This is a genomic window from Nocardia aurantia (assembly GCF_009604425.1).
GTDB classification, from domain to species: domain Bacteria; phylum Actinomycetota; class Actinomycetes; order Mycobacteriales; family Mycobacteriaceae; genus Nocardia; species Nocardia aurantia.
In genome coordinates, this window is sequence record NZ_WEGI01000012.1 from 22,350 (window position 1) to 37,645 (window position 15,296).

General features: G+C 68.2%; 12 protein-coding genes. 2 read left to right on the forward strand and 10 right to left on the reverse strand.

The genetic code is table 11. The annotated features are described in order from the left end of the window. Positions 1 to 101: 101 nt before the first annotated feature. Positions 102 to 4,382: a type VII secretion protein EccCb gene (gene eccCb, locus NRB56_RS26410; RefSeq protein WP_153346849.1), complete on the reverse strand. Its 4,281-nt coding sequence runs from the start codon at positions 4,380 to 4,382 to the stop codon at positions 102 to 104. Positions 4,383 to 4,569: 187 nt separating this feature from the next. Here eccCb and NRB56_RS26415 point away from each other — a divergent pair, with 187 nt between their 5' ends. Next, positions 4,570 to 5,412, forward strand: a complete 843-nt coding sequence (locus tag NRB56_RS26415; protein WP_153346851.1) for a hypothetical protein — start codon at positions 4,570 to 4,572, stop codon at positions 5,410 to 5,412. Here the strand turns inward: NRB56_RS26415 and NRB56_RS26420 are convergent, their stop codons facing one another. The 9 genes from NRB56_RS26420 to NRB56_RS26460 form a co-directional block, all read right to left on the reverse strand. Beyond that, positions 5,413 to 6,405, reverse strand: coding sequence for an SCO2521 family protein (locus tag NRB56_RS26420; RefSeq protein WP_153346853.1), 993 nt, complete (start codon positions 6,403 to 6,405; stop codon positions 5,413 to 5,415). A gap of 1 nt (position 6,406) precedes the next feature. Beyond that, positions 6,407 to 7,528, reverse strand: a complete 1,122-nt coding sequence (locus tag NRB56_RS26425; protein ID WP_153346855.1) for an SCO2522 family protein — start codon at positions 7,526 to 7,528, stop codon at positions 6,407 to 6,409. Position 7,529: 1 nt separating this feature from the next. Beyond that, a complete protein-coding gene (locus NRB56_RS26430; protein WP_153346857.1) occupies positions 7,530 to 8,447 on the reverse strand; it encodes an SCO2523 family variant P-loop protein in 918 nt (305 codons plus the stop codon). A gap of 4 nt (positions 8,448 to 8,451) precedes the next feature. Next, positions 8,452 to 10,353, reverse strand: a complete 1,902-nt coding sequence (locus NRB56_RS26435; protein WP_194291000.1) for an SCO2524 family protein — start codon at positions 10,351 to 10,353, stop codon at positions 8,452 to 8,454. Between the two features lie 399 nt (positions 10,354 to 10,752). Beyond that, on the reverse strand, positions 10,753 to 11,553 hold the full coding sequence (locus NRB56_RS26440; RefSeq protein WP_153346859.1) for a family 1 encapsulin nanocompartment shell protein: 801 nt from the start codon (positions 11,551 to 11,553) through the stop codon (positions 10,753 to 10,755). Next, positions 11,550 to 12,569: a Dyp-type peroxidase gene (locus NRB56_RS26445; RefSeq protein ID WP_153346861.1), complete on the reverse strand. Its 1,020-nt coding sequence runs from the start codon at positions 12,567 to 12,569 to the stop codon at positions 11,550 to 11,552. Before NRB56_RS26445 ends, NRB56_RS26440 begins: the two co-directional genes overlap by 4 nt. Positions 12,570 to 12,653: 84 nt before the next feature. After that, a complete protein-coding gene (locus tag NRB56_RS26450) occupies positions 12,654 to 12,980 on the reverse strand; it encodes a cupin domain-containing protein (protein ID WP_153346863.1) in 327 nt (108 codons plus the stop codon). Between the two features lie 174 nt (positions 12,981 to 13,154). After that, complete coding sequence (locus NRB56_RS26455) at positions 13,155 to 13,634, reverse strand: dihydrofolate reductase (RefSeq protein WP_153346865.1); 480 nt, start codon at positions 13,632 to 13,634, stop codon at positions 13,155 to 13,157. Between the two features lies 1 nt (position 13,635). Further along, positions 13,636 to 14,457, reverse strand: coding sequence for a thymidylate synthase (locus tag NRB56_RS26460; protein ID WP_153346867.1), 822 nt, complete (start codon positions 14,455 to 14,457; stop codon positions 13,636 to 13,638). Positions 14,458 to 14,477: 20 nt separating this feature from the next. On the opposite strand from NRB56_RS26460, the gene cobF reads away from it, so the two are divergent. Further along, positions 14,478 to 15,257 (forward strand): precorrin-6A synthase (deacetylating), encoded by a 780-nt coding sequence (gene cobF / locus NRB56_RS26465; RefSeq protein ID WP_319943561.1) that lies wholly within the window; start codon positions 14,478 to 14,480, stop codon positions 15,255 to 15,257. The last annotated feature ends 39 nt before the right edge of the window (positions 15,258 to 15,296 follow it).

Consider the following 15,296-nt stretch of genomic DNA (forward strand, 5'->3'; position numbering starts at 1 on the left):
CTCGGCCACTGTCTTCCCCCTCGTGTCACCGGCCGCTCGGCCTGCCGCTCACTGTAGCCCGATCGCCGGTTCACATCGTCGAAACCGGCTCGCCCGCAACCTCATCGGCTCGAACGGTCGGTGATCTGGATACGTTCGGGTTCGCGGAGGCGGCTGGTCAGGGTGCCGCGGCCGGGTGGGAGGGTGGTGGTGTGGAGGTCGCCGAACAGGCGGCCCTCGTCGCCGGCCGCGCTCATGACTATGGCGCCGGCCGAAATGTCCCACAGGCGGCCCAGAACGCGTTCGTAGCGGGCGCGGGCCAGGCCCGCGTGCGCGCGGGCGACGATCAGATGCAGGCCGATGTCGTGGGCCATCGGCAGGAACCGCAGCAACGGCTCCAGCGGGTCGCGGCCGTCGGCCACCACCAGTTCGTAATCGTCCACCACGACGTAGATTTCGGGTCCGGACCACCAATCGCGGTCGGGCAGGCGGGCGGCCGGGATCTCCGGGCCTGGGACACGTGCGTCCAGTTGGCCGGCGAGTGTGGCGACCGCCTGGGGTACGGCGGACGCGGTCGCGCAATAGGCTTGCAGCAGTGGCTGTTCCACCACACCGAACAGCGTGCGGCGGTAGTCGATCAACAGGATGCGGGCCCGATCGGGCGGCGAGTTCTCGGCGATGCCCAGAAGCAGCGTGCGGAGCAGCGTGGTCTTGCCGGCCCCCGGATCGGCGAACGCGAGCAGATGCGGATACTCATCGAAATCCCATGCCACCGGCCCCAATTCGGTCTCGCCCAAGCCGAGGATCAGATGGGTGGCGTCCTGTTCGAGGCCCTGGCCGCGGGCCAGGTCGAGTACGTGCTCGTGCGTGATCCGGTCCGGCAGCAGCCGGATCGGCGGCGCCTGCCGGGAACGGTAGTCCTTGCGCAGATCCTCGACCGCGGCGGCGAGGCCCTGGGGCAGGCGGTGCGCGTCGCCGTCGGCGTCGAGGCGGGGCAGTGCGATCAACATCTGGAGTTTTTCCGGCGACAGGCCGCGCCCGGGCCGGTCCGGTGGGACCAGACCGGCGGCCTGGCGGTCCAGTTCGGAATCGGCCGGATCGCCGAGCCACAGTTCGAGGCGGACGGCATTCTGCGGGCCCGGGCCGCCGCGACACCACGGCGACATCGTCGTGAGGAGGTGAATGCCGTGCGGGATGCCCTGTGCGGCAAGGTGGCTCACCGGCTGCTCCAGGGCGGGGAAGTCCTTGCGGAGGGTGTCGAAGCCGTCGACGACGAGGAACACGTCACCGTGCTCGTCGCCGTCCACCGGTCCGAGCGTGGCACGGCGCCGGCGGAATTCGGCCATCGAGGTGATGCCCAGCTCCCGGAAGTATCGTTCCCGGCGGGTGACCAGGGCCGTCAGTTCGGCGATGATGCGGCGGATCCGGTCGACGTCGGCGCGGCCCGCCACCGAGCCCACATGCGGCAGTTCACCGAGCGCGGCCAGGGCGCCGCCGAAATCGAGGCAGTAGAACTGGACCTGTTCAGGGGTGTGGGTCGCGGCGGCGGAGAGGATCAGACTGCGTACCGCGGTGGACTTGCCCGACCGTGGCCCGCCCACGACGGTGACGTGTCCGCTGTCGCCGGACAGGTCGACGGTCAGCACCTCCCGGCGATGCTCGCGCGGCCGGTCGACCCAGCCGATCGGCAGCCGCAGGTGGCTGCGATTGGCTGATCGTGGCGAATTCTCCTCCTGCAGAAGCATTCCCACGGTGGGGGAGGTGAGCAACGGCGGCTGCCACATTCGGTAGACGCCGGGCACGCCGAGCCGGTCCACGGCCGCCACCAGCGATTCCAGCAGCAGCAGATCGACCGGCTCGGCGTCGTCGGTGGTGGGCGGCCCCGGGCGTGCGGTGGACGCGGAGCGGAAGCGGGTGGTGGCGCCGGTGGTGGTCCGCAGATAGCCGTGCCCCGGTGTGCTGGGCAGGTAGTTGGCATCGGGACTGCCGAGCACGAATCGGGACTCCTCGTCGGAGAAGGTGCGGAGCACGATCCGGTACGACAGGTACTTGTCCAGGGTGCGCAGCAGCACCTCGTCGGGCTGGTAGGTGCCCAGCAGCAGGTGCATGCCCAGCGAGCGGCCACGCCGGCCGACCTCGATCAGGGCTCCCACGAACAGGGAACCGCCGGCCAGCAGCTCGACGAACTCGTCGATGACGATCACCAGGGCAGGCAACGGTTCCAGCGCGGCGCCGCCCGCCCTGGCCCGCTCGTACTCGGCTCGCGTGGTGCAGCCCGCGGCGCTCCGCACCAGCTGCCGGCGGCGCTCGATCTCGCGCTCCACCACATCCTGCAAACGGTCCAGCAGGGACGGGTCCTGGTCGATGTCGTGGATCCGGCCCGCGACGTGCGGCAGTGTCGCCAGCGGTTCGAAGGTCGCGTCGCCGGCGGCATCGATGAGCAGGAAGTTCACCCGATCCGGAGGATAGGTCAGCGCGAGGCCCAGCACGATCGTGCGCAGCAGTTCCGATTTGCCCGACCCGATCGCGCCGACCACCAGCCCGTGCGGGCCCGCCCCCGCGTCGGTGGCCGGTCCGATGTCCAATTCGACCGGATCCCCGGTGTAGGTGACGCCGATCGGAACGCGCAGGCCGGTGGCCGGCGCGTCCCGCCATCGTCGCCGGATATCCGGATCGGTCAGCTGATGCAGATGCACGAAATCGGCGTACAGATCGAGTTCGAGCGATTGCCGGGCGCTGCCCGCGGACACGAACCGGGCGACCAGATCCTCGGCGCCGTCGGGCAGGTCGGCCTCCCGCGCCGCGCCCGGCGGAATCGGCCGGATGCCGGGCAGCGCGACCCGTACGGTCGTGGATCCGGTCAGCGCCCAGCCGGGCTGTTCGGGCAGCAGTGCGGCACGGTCGATGTCGACCCGGGAATCACCCGGCCGGAACAGCCGCAGTTCGATGCGGTTGGCCAGCGACTCGGCCATCCAGTCGGGCACCTCGGTCCAGTTCCGGGCAGTGGTGACCAGGTGCACGGCGTATTCCGGGCCGGTGTCGGCGATCTCCTGCACCGTCGGCACCAGAGCCGGCCACTGCCGCGCGAAGGCGCTCCAGCGATCCACGAACAGGAACAGGTCCGGTACGGGTCCCTCGTCCGGGAGCGGCCGCCGATGGCGCAACTCGGTCGGGGAGGCGATGTGATGGAGCCGGTACAGCCTGCGCCGGTTGCGGATCTCATCGATCAGATCCTCCACCAGGGCCTCGACGGCCGCTTCGGATCCGTCGTCGGCTCCCGCGATGCTCGCCACGCTGCCGATGCTCGGCAGCCCCCGAATCGAGCCGAGCCGATTGTCGGATTCCAGGACGTGGATGCGCGCGTCGGCCGGCGAATGGGTCAGCGCGAGCGATGCCGCCAGCGTGCGCAGCAGGGTGCTCTTGCCGGACCCGGCGCGGCCGACGAGGAGCAGGCCGTTGCGGGGCCCGGCGAAATCGATCGTCGCGATCGCGCCCGCGGTGCCCCCGGGCTCCTGCTGCCGCCCGAAGGGGACATCCAACGGCCTTGTGCGCCACCAATCCTCGGCTCGTAATCCACCGCCGGGTATGTGCTCCAGATGACCGAGCAGTCCGCCCAGCGGCACCGGCACGAGGCTGTCGGCGAGATTCGCCGGTGATCGCCGGGCCCGGGCGATGTGGATCTCCTCGGAGGCCACGCAGTAGTGCTCGGGCGTCTGATTCGCCGCGCGGGCGCCGACCTCCTTGGCGATGTACTGCCACAGGTCGTGGGTGCTCACCGCGCCGGTGCGGGCGGCCGCCAGCGTGCGGATCCCGGACACCACGGCCCCCGTGAACATCGACAGGGGCGTCGAACGCGGTGCGCCGCCGCGTTTCCCGTCCTCGGCCGCCTGCACCGAATTCGACGCCATCAGTACGCAGATTCCCTTACCGGAGGCCAGCTCGTTACCGACGATATCCAGCGCCGAGACGCCCTTGAGCACGTCGTCGCCGAGAAATGCGCCGCTGTAGCAACAATCGAGCACGATGAACTTCGTGGCGGCCGGCGATTCCCGGATGAGATCCTTGATGAACGACGAGGACACGGCCGAACTGCTCAGCAGATCCGAATCCGTGTTGCTGGCGGCCAGATAGAGATTGTGGCCCCGCCGAATTCCGTGCCCCGAGAAATAGAACATCACCATGTCCTCGGGCTCGGCGTGCCGGAACAGCCGTTCGGCGCTGCGCTCGATCTCCGCCTTCGACTCGTTGATCAGCAGCTCGACCGGTCCGAAGGCCCCCACCTCCGGATTGCGCAGCAATTCCTGGAGTTCCGTCGCGTCCGAAACCGGCGCGGACAACTGCGGAATTCCCGGCGAATAATATGTGTCGTTCGCGACGAGCAGCGCGATCCGCCTGCCCACCATAAGCTTGCCTCCCCGCCTGAACCGCCGCGGCAACACGGCGTACCGCCACAGTACCGCGTCGCGGATTCCGTTCGCCGCCCGGCGATCTGCGGACTTGCCGTACGCGGGAAACTATGTCTTATCGGTCGTACCCCGTTGCTATCGTGGAGAGGGCTCCGGACCGCCGGGGCCGAACGCGGGGATGCTCATGGTGGATGAACAGCAGCAGTCGCCGTTCGTCCGTTCGATGTCGACCCGGGCGGCGCGGCGGGCCACGGCCTATGCCGCCGAGGTGGATCAGTTCCTGGCCGAGCCCTTGGCGCTGCGGCGCCGTGCCGGTGAGCAGGAACTGCTCGACTCCCTCAATCGGAATGTGGAATCGCTTGTCGTGCAATATGATCCGCCGAGCATCCGGCGGAACAGCGACAGTCTGGTGTTCGGCCGCATCTATGCGACCATCCCGCGGTCCGCGCAGCGGATCGCGGTGTCGCCCGAACTGCTCGCGGCCCTGCTGGCCGCCGAGGTCGAGTATCGAGGGCCACTTCGGTTGAGCCGCACGCAGAATCGTCAGCTCGCCGAGGTGTACGAGCGGCTGGGTACCGCGCTGTCGGTTCTGCTGCCGGGTCACGCGGCCCTGGCCTTTCGCCGCGGCGGCAGCCTGTACCGCCAGGACGAGGACTCCGACGGGGAGGACCGGTGCAGCCTGAACCTGGCCCGCTCCCGGCGCCGGGCGCAGCCGGTGCGGTTCCGCCGGATCGGCGGCTATCTCCCGGATCTGTTGTGCGGCTACGGTTATCGGCCGTACCGGATCCTGATCTGGGTGTTCGTACAGGTCGCCGCCTGCGCGGCGGTCGTACGCGCGCTGTCCGACCAGCCGACGCTGCTCATCGTGTACGACTGCTGCATCAACTTCCTGAACCCGTTGGGCCCAGGCGACACCGCCGGACTCGAGGGAGCCGAGCGGTTCGTGTTCGTCGTCGAGGCCTACGCGGGCACCCTCACCACCTCGGTGTTCTTCGCCCTGATGGTGCGGCGCTGGTTCCGGACCTGATCACCAGTCGCTGCTGCTGATCTTGGAATTGCGCAGGGCGTGCAGCGTCGCGGTCGACATCCGGTCGCGCAGCTGGCCGACCCGCGCGGTCCACTGCCGGGTGAAGCCCGGATCCGCCTCGAGCCGGTCCCACGATCGGCGCAGCGCCGCGGGCGTGTGCGCGCCCGGCATCCACAGTGGGGCAAGCTGTTCCAGGATCGGGGCCAGTTGATCGAGCAACCGGCCCACCTCCTGATCGGCCGGGCCGAACCGATCGGCCACCTGCCCGATCGTGGTCAGCAGCCAGTCGTGGACCGCAAGGTCCTCGCAGAAGCGCTGTGCCGCAGTCACTTCCGACTCGGGCACGATCAGCCGCACCGAGCGCCGGCTGTCGGTGTCGAGCCGGAAGACGAAGCCGGGCCGCTCGCCCGGCGTGCCGATCTCGACCGCCCAGCGCAGCCGCGTGGTACCGGCCCGGAAGGGCACGCCCTGATCCAGCCGTGGATCCACCCGCACCGAGGTGGACATCCGCTGACTGATCGACGCGAGGTCGAGCCGGTCACCGCCGCCGCCCTGCCCCAGGAATCCGTCGGCGAGCCGGGCCCCGGCGTCGGCGCCGAGTTTGCTGACCACCTCCACGGTTCCCGGCACGCTCAGGTAGTGCGACCACGGACGGCGCGCACGGCTGTTCGCCGGCACCACCCGGGACACCGTGGAGCTCTGCAGGATTCGCCCGCCCACCACGACCACGTGGGAGGCCACGGTGCCGATGATGTGCACCTGCTTGCCCGACGCCGGGATCAGCAGGCAGTCGACACCTTCCACCCGGCTGGGTGAAACGGCAAGCGGCACTGGGCGTTCCCGCGAGGTCACCGTGCTGCCGGGCTTCACGGTGCCGAGCAGTTCCACGACCGCGGACGTATCCAGCACGCCGCGCGAGGGCAGCAGGCAGGTGTGGATCTCGCCGAGCACGCTCACGACGGGCTCGGCCGCGCAAACCAGGGCTGAGGACATGTCACACCCCGCGAATCGGAGCGATGGCGCCCTTGCCGACCTCGTCGAGGAATACGTGGGTGAGGCGTTTGCCGACCTCGCTGGGGACGATGATCTGTTCGCCCGCACCGCGACCGATGGTCAGTTGCAGAACCTCCTGGTCGATGTCGACATGGTCGAGGATGGTGCGTACCGCGTGTTCGATCTTCAGATAATCCTGCGGCAGGATCGACAGCGCCCGATAGGCGGCGAAGGGTTTGGCGTCCGGTTCGAGCTGGATCACCGCCGGCATCTCCCACCAGGTGTCCGGCCAGGCGATGTCCTGATCCCACGGCTGCGGCCGGCGTGCCTGTTGTTCCGCGTGTTCGGGCGTACCGCGCGGCGGCTCCGGCGGTCTGCCGACCAGATCCCACGGTTGTGGCTGGACCACCGCACGGCCCTCGTAGCGCACCATGCCCAGCCGCAGCAGTTGCCAGACCGCCGCGAGATACGGGCACGACCAGCGGGTGAGTTCCTCACCGTCCTTGCCCACCTGGGTGTTCCACATCTCGACGTCGAGGAACACCGAATGCTCGCGCCGGCCGAGTTCCTCCGGCGGACGATATTGCGTCACCTGCATGGCCTGGGTGGCCTCGAAATCCGAGGACCGCTGGCCGTTGCACAACCAGCCGGACTCCACATCCGGCGGCCGGCGGCCGGTGGTGTTCTCCAGCGGCTCCGCGACGACCCAGCGGGAGATCATCTCTGCCAGCCCGATCTGCTGCCCGGTGGGGATGCCGTCGTCGTAGGTCGGGGATTCCCAGCAGCCGGCCTCCCGGGCCAGATAGTCGATGCGCAGGCCGCATTCGTGAGCGATGCCGAGGATCTTGTGGAGGATGGCGTTGGGGTTGGTACCCGGCCCGAAATAGTCGTCGATCAGGAAGCAGGTACTCACCCGCGCGGACGGACCGAAGGTCGCCTTCGCGTCCTCCACATACAGGTCGATCAACCGGGCGACCCGCTGGAACTGCGCGCGGATGGCGTCCTCGCCGTTGATCAGATCCTTCATGTAGAAATGGCCGGCCTCGATCGACAGGTGAGAGAGCTCGACCCCGGCGACCCGCACCCGGTCGGTCGTCTCGCTGTAGACCGCACTCTCGTTCATGTCAGTAGACCCTCTCCCACGTCGCGTCATCGGTGAGACCGGTCGCCAATTCCGTGAAGGCATCGACGGTTTCCTGATTGGCGATCTTCGCGGCGACATCGGCGTCGAGGATCACCTGTTCGCGCCATTGCAACACCGGCTCCATAGGGGTCTTACCCAACATGACGCTGAATCCGAGCCGATTCGTCTTCGCAAGTGTCTCCAACGCCTCGTTCTGCCGGCGCAGCCAGGCCCACTGCGGGCCCCTGCCGACGCCCGGCGACTCCTTCATCGAGGGCACCGCGGTGCGGATGAAGCGCACGGACTCCAGTAGCCGGCCCGTGTCGTGCCCGCACCGGCCACCGGTCTCCAGTAACCCGTTCGGGCCGTGTACCAGGCCGTTCGCCGCGAGGATATGTTGCCGGGTCCAGCGATGGAAGACCAGCCACCGCGCCACCACCGGGGCGAGCTGGGGCGCGGCCATGGCACCGAGCACGATCTCCAGGGCCGCGGACCGGCCGGCCGACAGGTCGACGAAGGTCACATCGAATTCCTGCTCACACGTCACGAGCAGTTCGACGCACCGTTTCACCAGTTTGTCGTCGACGGAGGTGAATTCGCCGCCGCCGCGGTCGCCGGGGAACAACACCAGCCGATACGGGTGCCGTGGCGCCCGCAACTCCTCGCGGTTGGTCTCGGTGCGGACATTGTGCGAATTGACCGTGCTGTTCACGCTGGTCAGATAGTTGTGCAGACCGTCCTTGTCGGGCGTGCCGCGGTCCACCCGATTGATATCGAACAGTGCTCCCGAGGTCGGCGAACCGAAATCGAAGTCGAGGTAGGCGACGTTCTGCCCCTTCAGGCTCAACCGGTAGGCGATATTGCTACTGGTCACCGACCGGCCGGTGCCGCCCTTGTCCGATGTCGAGAAAACCAGCATCCGGCTATTCACTCCTCATCGCGTCGAGGCTGGCGAAATCGAGTTCGTCCAGCGAGCGCAACGCCTCGGCACACAGGCTGTGTGCGGTGCCGGGGCGTTCGTCGATCAGTTTCCGGGCGCGCTGTAGCTGTTTCTCCACGTTTTCCAGAGCGGTGCGATTCGGCGTGTTGTCCTCCTCGCTCAAACTCAGGAATCGTTGATTGAGCAGATGTTCCGCCTCGTTGAGCAGTTCCAGTGAACGCACCGCCGAGGTGGCGGAACGCAGTGGCGGCTGGCGGAAGGAGCTGTCGGCGGCGACGAGGCATTCGACGATGCGTTCGGTCAGATACCAGGACGGCTGCTGGGTTCCGTTGGAGGTCTGGGGCTCGACCTGGCCCGGTCGCACGACCGTGAAGACCCGGTCCGCGTCGTCCCACAGGCCGCGGGCGGGTCCCCTGGTGAAGGCCCGCAACTCCAGATGGTCCATGGTCGCCTGGGCCAGTTCCAGCAGTCGATCCCGGGTGGTCAGAGTGCCGGAGAGCTGGGCCGCTTGCAGGGTGCGCTTGAGCAGCACCGGCGCGTAGTCCGACACTCGCCAGTTCAGAACCATGTCGTCGCCGAGTTCGGCGGTGCCGGAACCGACCAGCGACAGTCGCACACCGGGAATGTGCAACTCGCGTGCGTAGTCCTCCTCCGTCAGCCGCCGGATTATCCGGCCCCGGCGGGCCAGCTCGTCGAAAATCAGTGTGGCCCTGGTGAGGTCGTCGTCGCTGGCCTCGCGGTTGATCAGGTCCTGAATCAGCACGGCCGATACGCAGAGACTGAAGTAGTCCGACTCCTCGCCGTCGGAGGTGCGCCACGGTATGTCTTCCAGGGGCCAGCGGCCGCCGCCGTACCGGGCCATCGCCGACCAATACCGCTGCGCCAGATCGCCGCGGAGCTGGAGCGCTTCGGCCAATCGGCGTTGCTGTGGATCCAGCAGGTCGAGTTCGCGGGTCCGGGCGGAGGTGAGGTCGTTGATGCCGTCGAGGGCGGTCACGGTGAAGTAGAGGTACGGCCGTGGGGCGGCGTATCCCTCGTCGGTCGCGATCGGCGCGGCGCCGAATTCCTCTTCGAGCCCCGCGGCGTCGGTGACGATGCCCCAGCTCCAACCACATTCGAACAGCAGGCCCTCGTCCTCGAGGTCCGCGTCGGGCGTGGCGTTCAGCGTGACGTCCCGGCGCAGCCGAACCCGGACGCGCTCGAGCCGTTGGGCGACACCGGCGAGCACCGCGTCGGGCTCCGCGCCGGTCTGGTTGAACATGGTCAGCATCGCCCGGCCGGTCTCGGAATCGGGATCCACCGACTGCACGACGAAGCTGCGCACCAGACCGATCATCGCCGCGGTGAGGCGGACCTTGATCCGGTCCTCCACATCCGAGATCCGGTTGTCGAGTTTGTTCCGCTCGTTCTGCGTCGGTCGGCTGCTCGCCCAGAACCGCAGTGCGCGAAGATATTTCAATGCCGCGAGGCACAGGGTCAGCGACATCGAGTAGGAGTCGACCACATCGAGTTCGCGCTGTTCGTCGGTGGGGCCGCCCGGCGCTGTCGAGCGCAGGTAGCTCCCGGCCGAGAAGTCCGGGCGGCCGTCGGCCTTGGTGTACCGATCCAGGTAATCGTCGAGGATGTCGACGAGCTTGATGCCGACCTGCCGCATCCGCCCCAGCGGCCGCAGTACCTCGGCGATGTCGTCGGGGATGGTGTCCGGATCGTCCAGGGCGAAACTGGGAATCTCCGTGGCCGGGTACAGTAGGCAGAGCAGCTGCTCGGCGTCACTGATCGAGTTGGAACCGTCGCGGCCGCCCCACTGCCACTTGTCGTCGCGATAGCACGCGGCCAGCAACGAACTCCAGATGTTCAAGATCTGCCGACGTGGCTGAATCCTCATCGAAGGCCGCCCCCCTCATCGCTCATCGTTGGCATGCCACATCGGCGAATCTTGACTTGTTCTCGCAGCGGCGATGCGACGCGAAGTTATCACGGCCGACTCCCTTTCGCTCGAATTGCCCGAAGAGGAGGGCGACGGCGAAAAAGAGCCGACCGCCCAGTTTCCTTTCGTTCTGTGATCCGTTCGCGGACAACGAAGTTCGCATAACGGATGCACCGGTGGTCCTTCGATTCTCCGCTACCGGAGCAGTATCGGGCAGGGGGCCGAGCGGGTGAATTCGGGGGTCGCCGAACGCGGGCGTCATTCGCCGCGTGGGTGCGGTCGACAGCGGACACGAAAACGCCGCGCGGTGAAAACCGCGCGGCGGCAAGGTGGTACGAGCGAATGTTTACGAGTAGGTCACGCCCGCAGCGGAACCGCGGCCTCCGAGGTGTACACCAGGAAGGTCAGGGTCTCCTGGAAGTACAGCTGCACGGTCTCGGCGTCGTGGGTCAGGTAGCCGATCGAAAGATCCTGTCCCAGTCGCAGATCGAAGTCTCCGCCGCGTGTGGAGAGGACGAAGGCGCCGTCGATGGCGGGGGCCCAGATGATCTCGCCGTCCGGGATGAGGCGCTCGATATGGGTGCGGATCGGGTAGCCGTGTTCGGTGGCCTCGCTGACCGCGGTGTACAGATCCGCGGACAGTAGCACCGAATACGGGCCGCCGACGCCGGCCAGGCGCAACGCGGTCACCGATTGCGCGATCGCCTCCGGGATCTGGCGGGTGTCGGTGGGAACAGTGATGGGGGCGTTGGAGGCGGCCGCGCGGATACCGGTGATGCCGGCCGCCGCGTAACCCTCGAAGACCGCGTGGTCCTCGGCGAAGGCGATCTTCTTCGCGGCCTGCTTCACCGGCTCCAGATCGGTGTCCTGGGCGCCGCGTTCGACGTCGTCGATCTCCTCGCGCGACAGGGTGAACGGGACGCGCAACTCGACCAGGGGAGCCACCTTGCGCTGCCGGGCGAGGACGCCGTCGGCCGGCTCGTCGATGGCGGCGGTACGGCCGAGGCCCACCGCCGAATAGTCGTAACCGTGCGGGCCGGACAGATCGACCACGCGACGTCCGGCGATGTGCCGCTTGAACGTCCGGCTCGCCTCTTCCTCGATCGCGGACCAGGCGGCGCCGCTGATCGGGGCCAGTTCGCGGTGCAGGTTGTTCATATCGAGCTCCTTCGCAGGGTGCCGATGCCGAGACTTCCGTCGTCGGCCGGTCCGGCCGGTCCGGCCGCCACCGGGGTGGTGGCGGCCGCTGGTGCGGCCGGAAGCGAATCGAGGAATCCGGCCGGGGGCGTGAAGAACAGCGTGCCGGTGACGGCGGTCGAGAAATCCAGGATGCGGTCGTACGCCGCCTCGTCGCTGCCGAGGAACATGCGGGTCAGCATCTGTTCGGTGACGTCGGGGGTGGCCGCGTAGGCGACGTAGTACGTGCCGAACATGCCCTCGCGGACGCTGCCGAAGGGCATGTTGGCGCGAACGATCTGGAGTTGATTGCCGTCGGAATCGTTGACGGTGTTGACCGCGACGTGCGAATCGGCCGGTTTGTCCTCGTCGGACAGCTCGAAATCACCGAGTTTGGTGCGGCCGATGACCCGTTCCTGTTCCTCGACGGACAGCGCGTTCCAGGCGTCCAGATCGTGCAGATATTTCTGCACGATCACATAACTGCCACCGGCGAAATCGGGATCCTCGGCGCCGATCAGGGCCGCCGCGGCGGCATCGTCGCCTTCCGGATTCTCGGTGCCGTCGACGAAACCGAGCAGATCCCGCTGTTCGAAATAGCGGAATCCGACGGTTTCGTCCACGATCGTGGCCGCGCCGCGCAGCCGGTCGCCGATGGTCATGGCGAGTTCGAAACAGGCGTCCTGCGATTCGGCCTTGATGTGGAACAGCAGATCGCCCGGCGTGACCGGGGCACGGTGGCGGGGCCCCGCGTAGCCGGGAAATTCGTGCAACCGGGCCGGTCGCGGCCCGGCGAACAGTCGATCCCAGGCCGCCGAGCCGATGCTCACCGCGCAGGACAGGTCGGTGCCGGGCAGCCGGAAACCGATCGAGCGGCGCAGCCCGGGCAGATCGGCGAGCAGATCGCGCACGACCGGCTCGCCGCCCTCGTCGACGGTGAGGACCAGGAAGATCGCAGCGCGGGTCAGCGGATGGAGAATCGGCTGCGAAACAGACATGATCAACAGCCTACGATGGCCGTCCGCCGGTCGTCCCGCACGGTCACGTGTTCGCCACCGGCGGAAGCGAAATCGTGAGGTGCGCTATTTCGCGACGGTGAGCAGGAAGGCCACGTCGTCCAGGGCCTTCACGCTGTGCCGGGCCGCCGGCAGCACCAGCAGGTCACCGGGGGAGCCCTTCCATTCGTTCGCCCCGCTGATCAGGATCAGCGTGCCGCTGATCACCTGGAGCGTGGCCTCGCCCGGAGTGTCGTGCTCGGCCAGGCTCTGGCCGGCGGTGAGGGCGATGACGGTCTGCCGCAGGGAGTGCGTGTGCCCGCCGTAGAGGGTCTGCGAACTGCGGCCACTGCTGGCGCCCGCGGCCAGTTTCAACTGCTGGCGAGCCACCGCGGTCAGTGATTTCTTGTCCATGGGGCAGCCTCCGTGTGCGGCGGCACGCCCGGTGGCGCCGCGAAAGTCGTGTGTGGCGCTGAACAATCGTGAGTATGCCGGACCGGTCGCGCCCGTTCGATCGTTTTCCGGCGGCAGTTTCGTGCCGATCGTCGCGGATGCGCCGGTTCCGCCGATTCCGCCGCGCCGGGCGGGTCAGCGGGTGTAGCGGCGGAATCGGTAGCGCAGGCCGGTCCGGGAGGTCGTCCACGGGCCGTCCTCGGCACGCCAGTCCGGGCCGATCGCAGGGGCGTACGCGTCGCCGGCGATATCGGCGTCGACCTCGGTCACGTGCAGTTCGGTGGCCCGCCCCAGCGCCGCGCGGTAGATCTCGCCGCCGCCGGCCACCCACACGTTGTCGGTATCGGCGAGGGCAAGGGCGGATTCGAGCGAATCCGCGCGTTCGGCGCCGTCGGCCGCCCAGTCGGGTTGCCGGGTGATCACGATGTTGCGGCGGCCCGGCAACGGCCGGAACCGGTCCGGGAGCGAATCCCAGGTGCGCCGGCCCATCACGACCGGATGGCCCCAGGTGAGGTTCTTGAAATGCGCGGAATCCTCCGGCAGGCGCCACGGAATGGTGTTGCCGGCGCCGATCACACCGTCGGTGGTCTGCGCCCAGATCAGCCCGACCCGCATGTCAGACCGCCACCGGAGCCTTGATCGCCGGGTGGTGCCGATATCCGTCGATCTCGACGTCCTCGTACGCGTAGTCGAACAGGGTCGGCGCCGGGCGCAGATGCAGCTGCGGGAACGGATAGGGCTCCCGGGACAACTGCTCGCGCACCTGGCCGACGTGATTGTCGTAGATGTGGCAGTCCCCGCCGGTCCAGACGAAATCGCCGGGTTCGAGTTCCGTCTGCTGCGCCACCATGTGGGTGAGCAGCGCGTAGCTGGCGATGTTGAAGGGCACACCGAGGAACAGGTCGGCGCTGCGCTGGTACAGCTGGCAGGACAGCTTCCCGTCGGCGACGTAGAACTGGAACAGCGCGTGGCAGGGCGCCAGGGCCATCCGGTCCAGATCGGCCACGTTCCACGCCGAGACCAGCATGCGCCGGGAATCCGGGTCGGTGCGCAGGGTCTGCAGGACCTGGGAGATCTGGTCGATGTGGGTGCCGTCCGGGGTGGGCCAGGACCGCCACTGCACCCCGTACACCGGGCCCAGTTCGCCGTTGCGATCGGCCCATTCGTCCCAGATGGTCACCCCGTGCTCGTGCAGCCACGCCACGTTGGAGTCGCCGCGCAGGAACCACAGCAACTCGTAGACGATCGACTTCAGATGCACCTTCTTGGTGGTGATCAACGGGAACCCGGCCGACAGGTCGTAGCGCAGCTGGTGCCCGAACACGCTGCGGGTACCGGTTCCGGTGCGATCGGACTTCTCGGTACCGCTGTCGAGCACGAGGCGCAGCAGGTCCTCGTACTGGGTGTCGGCGGCGGGGGGAATTCCGGCATCTCCCATGGCTGGCAAGCTTACGCAGTGTGCGGAAGCTTTATGTGATCGGAATCGGGGCGGGCGACCCCCGGCAGGTGACGGTGCAGGCCATCGAGGCCATGCGGCGCGCCGACGTGTTCTTCGTCATCGGTAAGGGGGAGCGGAAACAGGAGTTGCTGGACGTCCGCACCGCGATCCTCGCCGCGCACGTCGATCACGACTACCGGGTGGTCACGATCGAGGATCCGCCGCGTGACCGCGCGATCGCCGCCACGGGCGCCGATGCGGCCTATCGGGACGCGGTCACCGACTGGCACGACCGCCGGGCCGACCTGCTGGCGGCCGAGTTCGCGGCCGTCGACGGGGTCGGCGCGATCCTGGTGTGGGGCGATCCGGCGCTGTACGACAGCATCCTGCGGCTGGTCGACCGGGTGCTGGCGCGCGGGGTGGTGAGTTTCGACCACGAGGTGATCCCCGGGATCACCAGCGCGCAGGCGCTGGCCGCCCGGCATCGTATCGTGCTGCACGACATCGGCGAACCGCTGCACATCACCACCGGCCGCCGGTTGCGTGAGGAGGGGGTCCGCGCGGGCGAGTCGACGCTGGTGATGCTCGACGGCGAATGTTCGTTCACCACGGTCCCCGGCGACGATCTGCACATCTGGTGGGCGGCCTACCTCGGACTGCCCGACGAGGAATTGATCGAGGGGCCGCTGCGGGCAGTGGAGGGCCGGATCATGCGGCGGCGCAACGAACTTCGGGAATCGAAGGGCTGGATCATGGACATCTATCTGCTCCGCGGGACAGAACCGCCCGCGACGCGCTGAGACACCGCTTCCCGGCCGCGGCGATGCTCGAGCCGGACA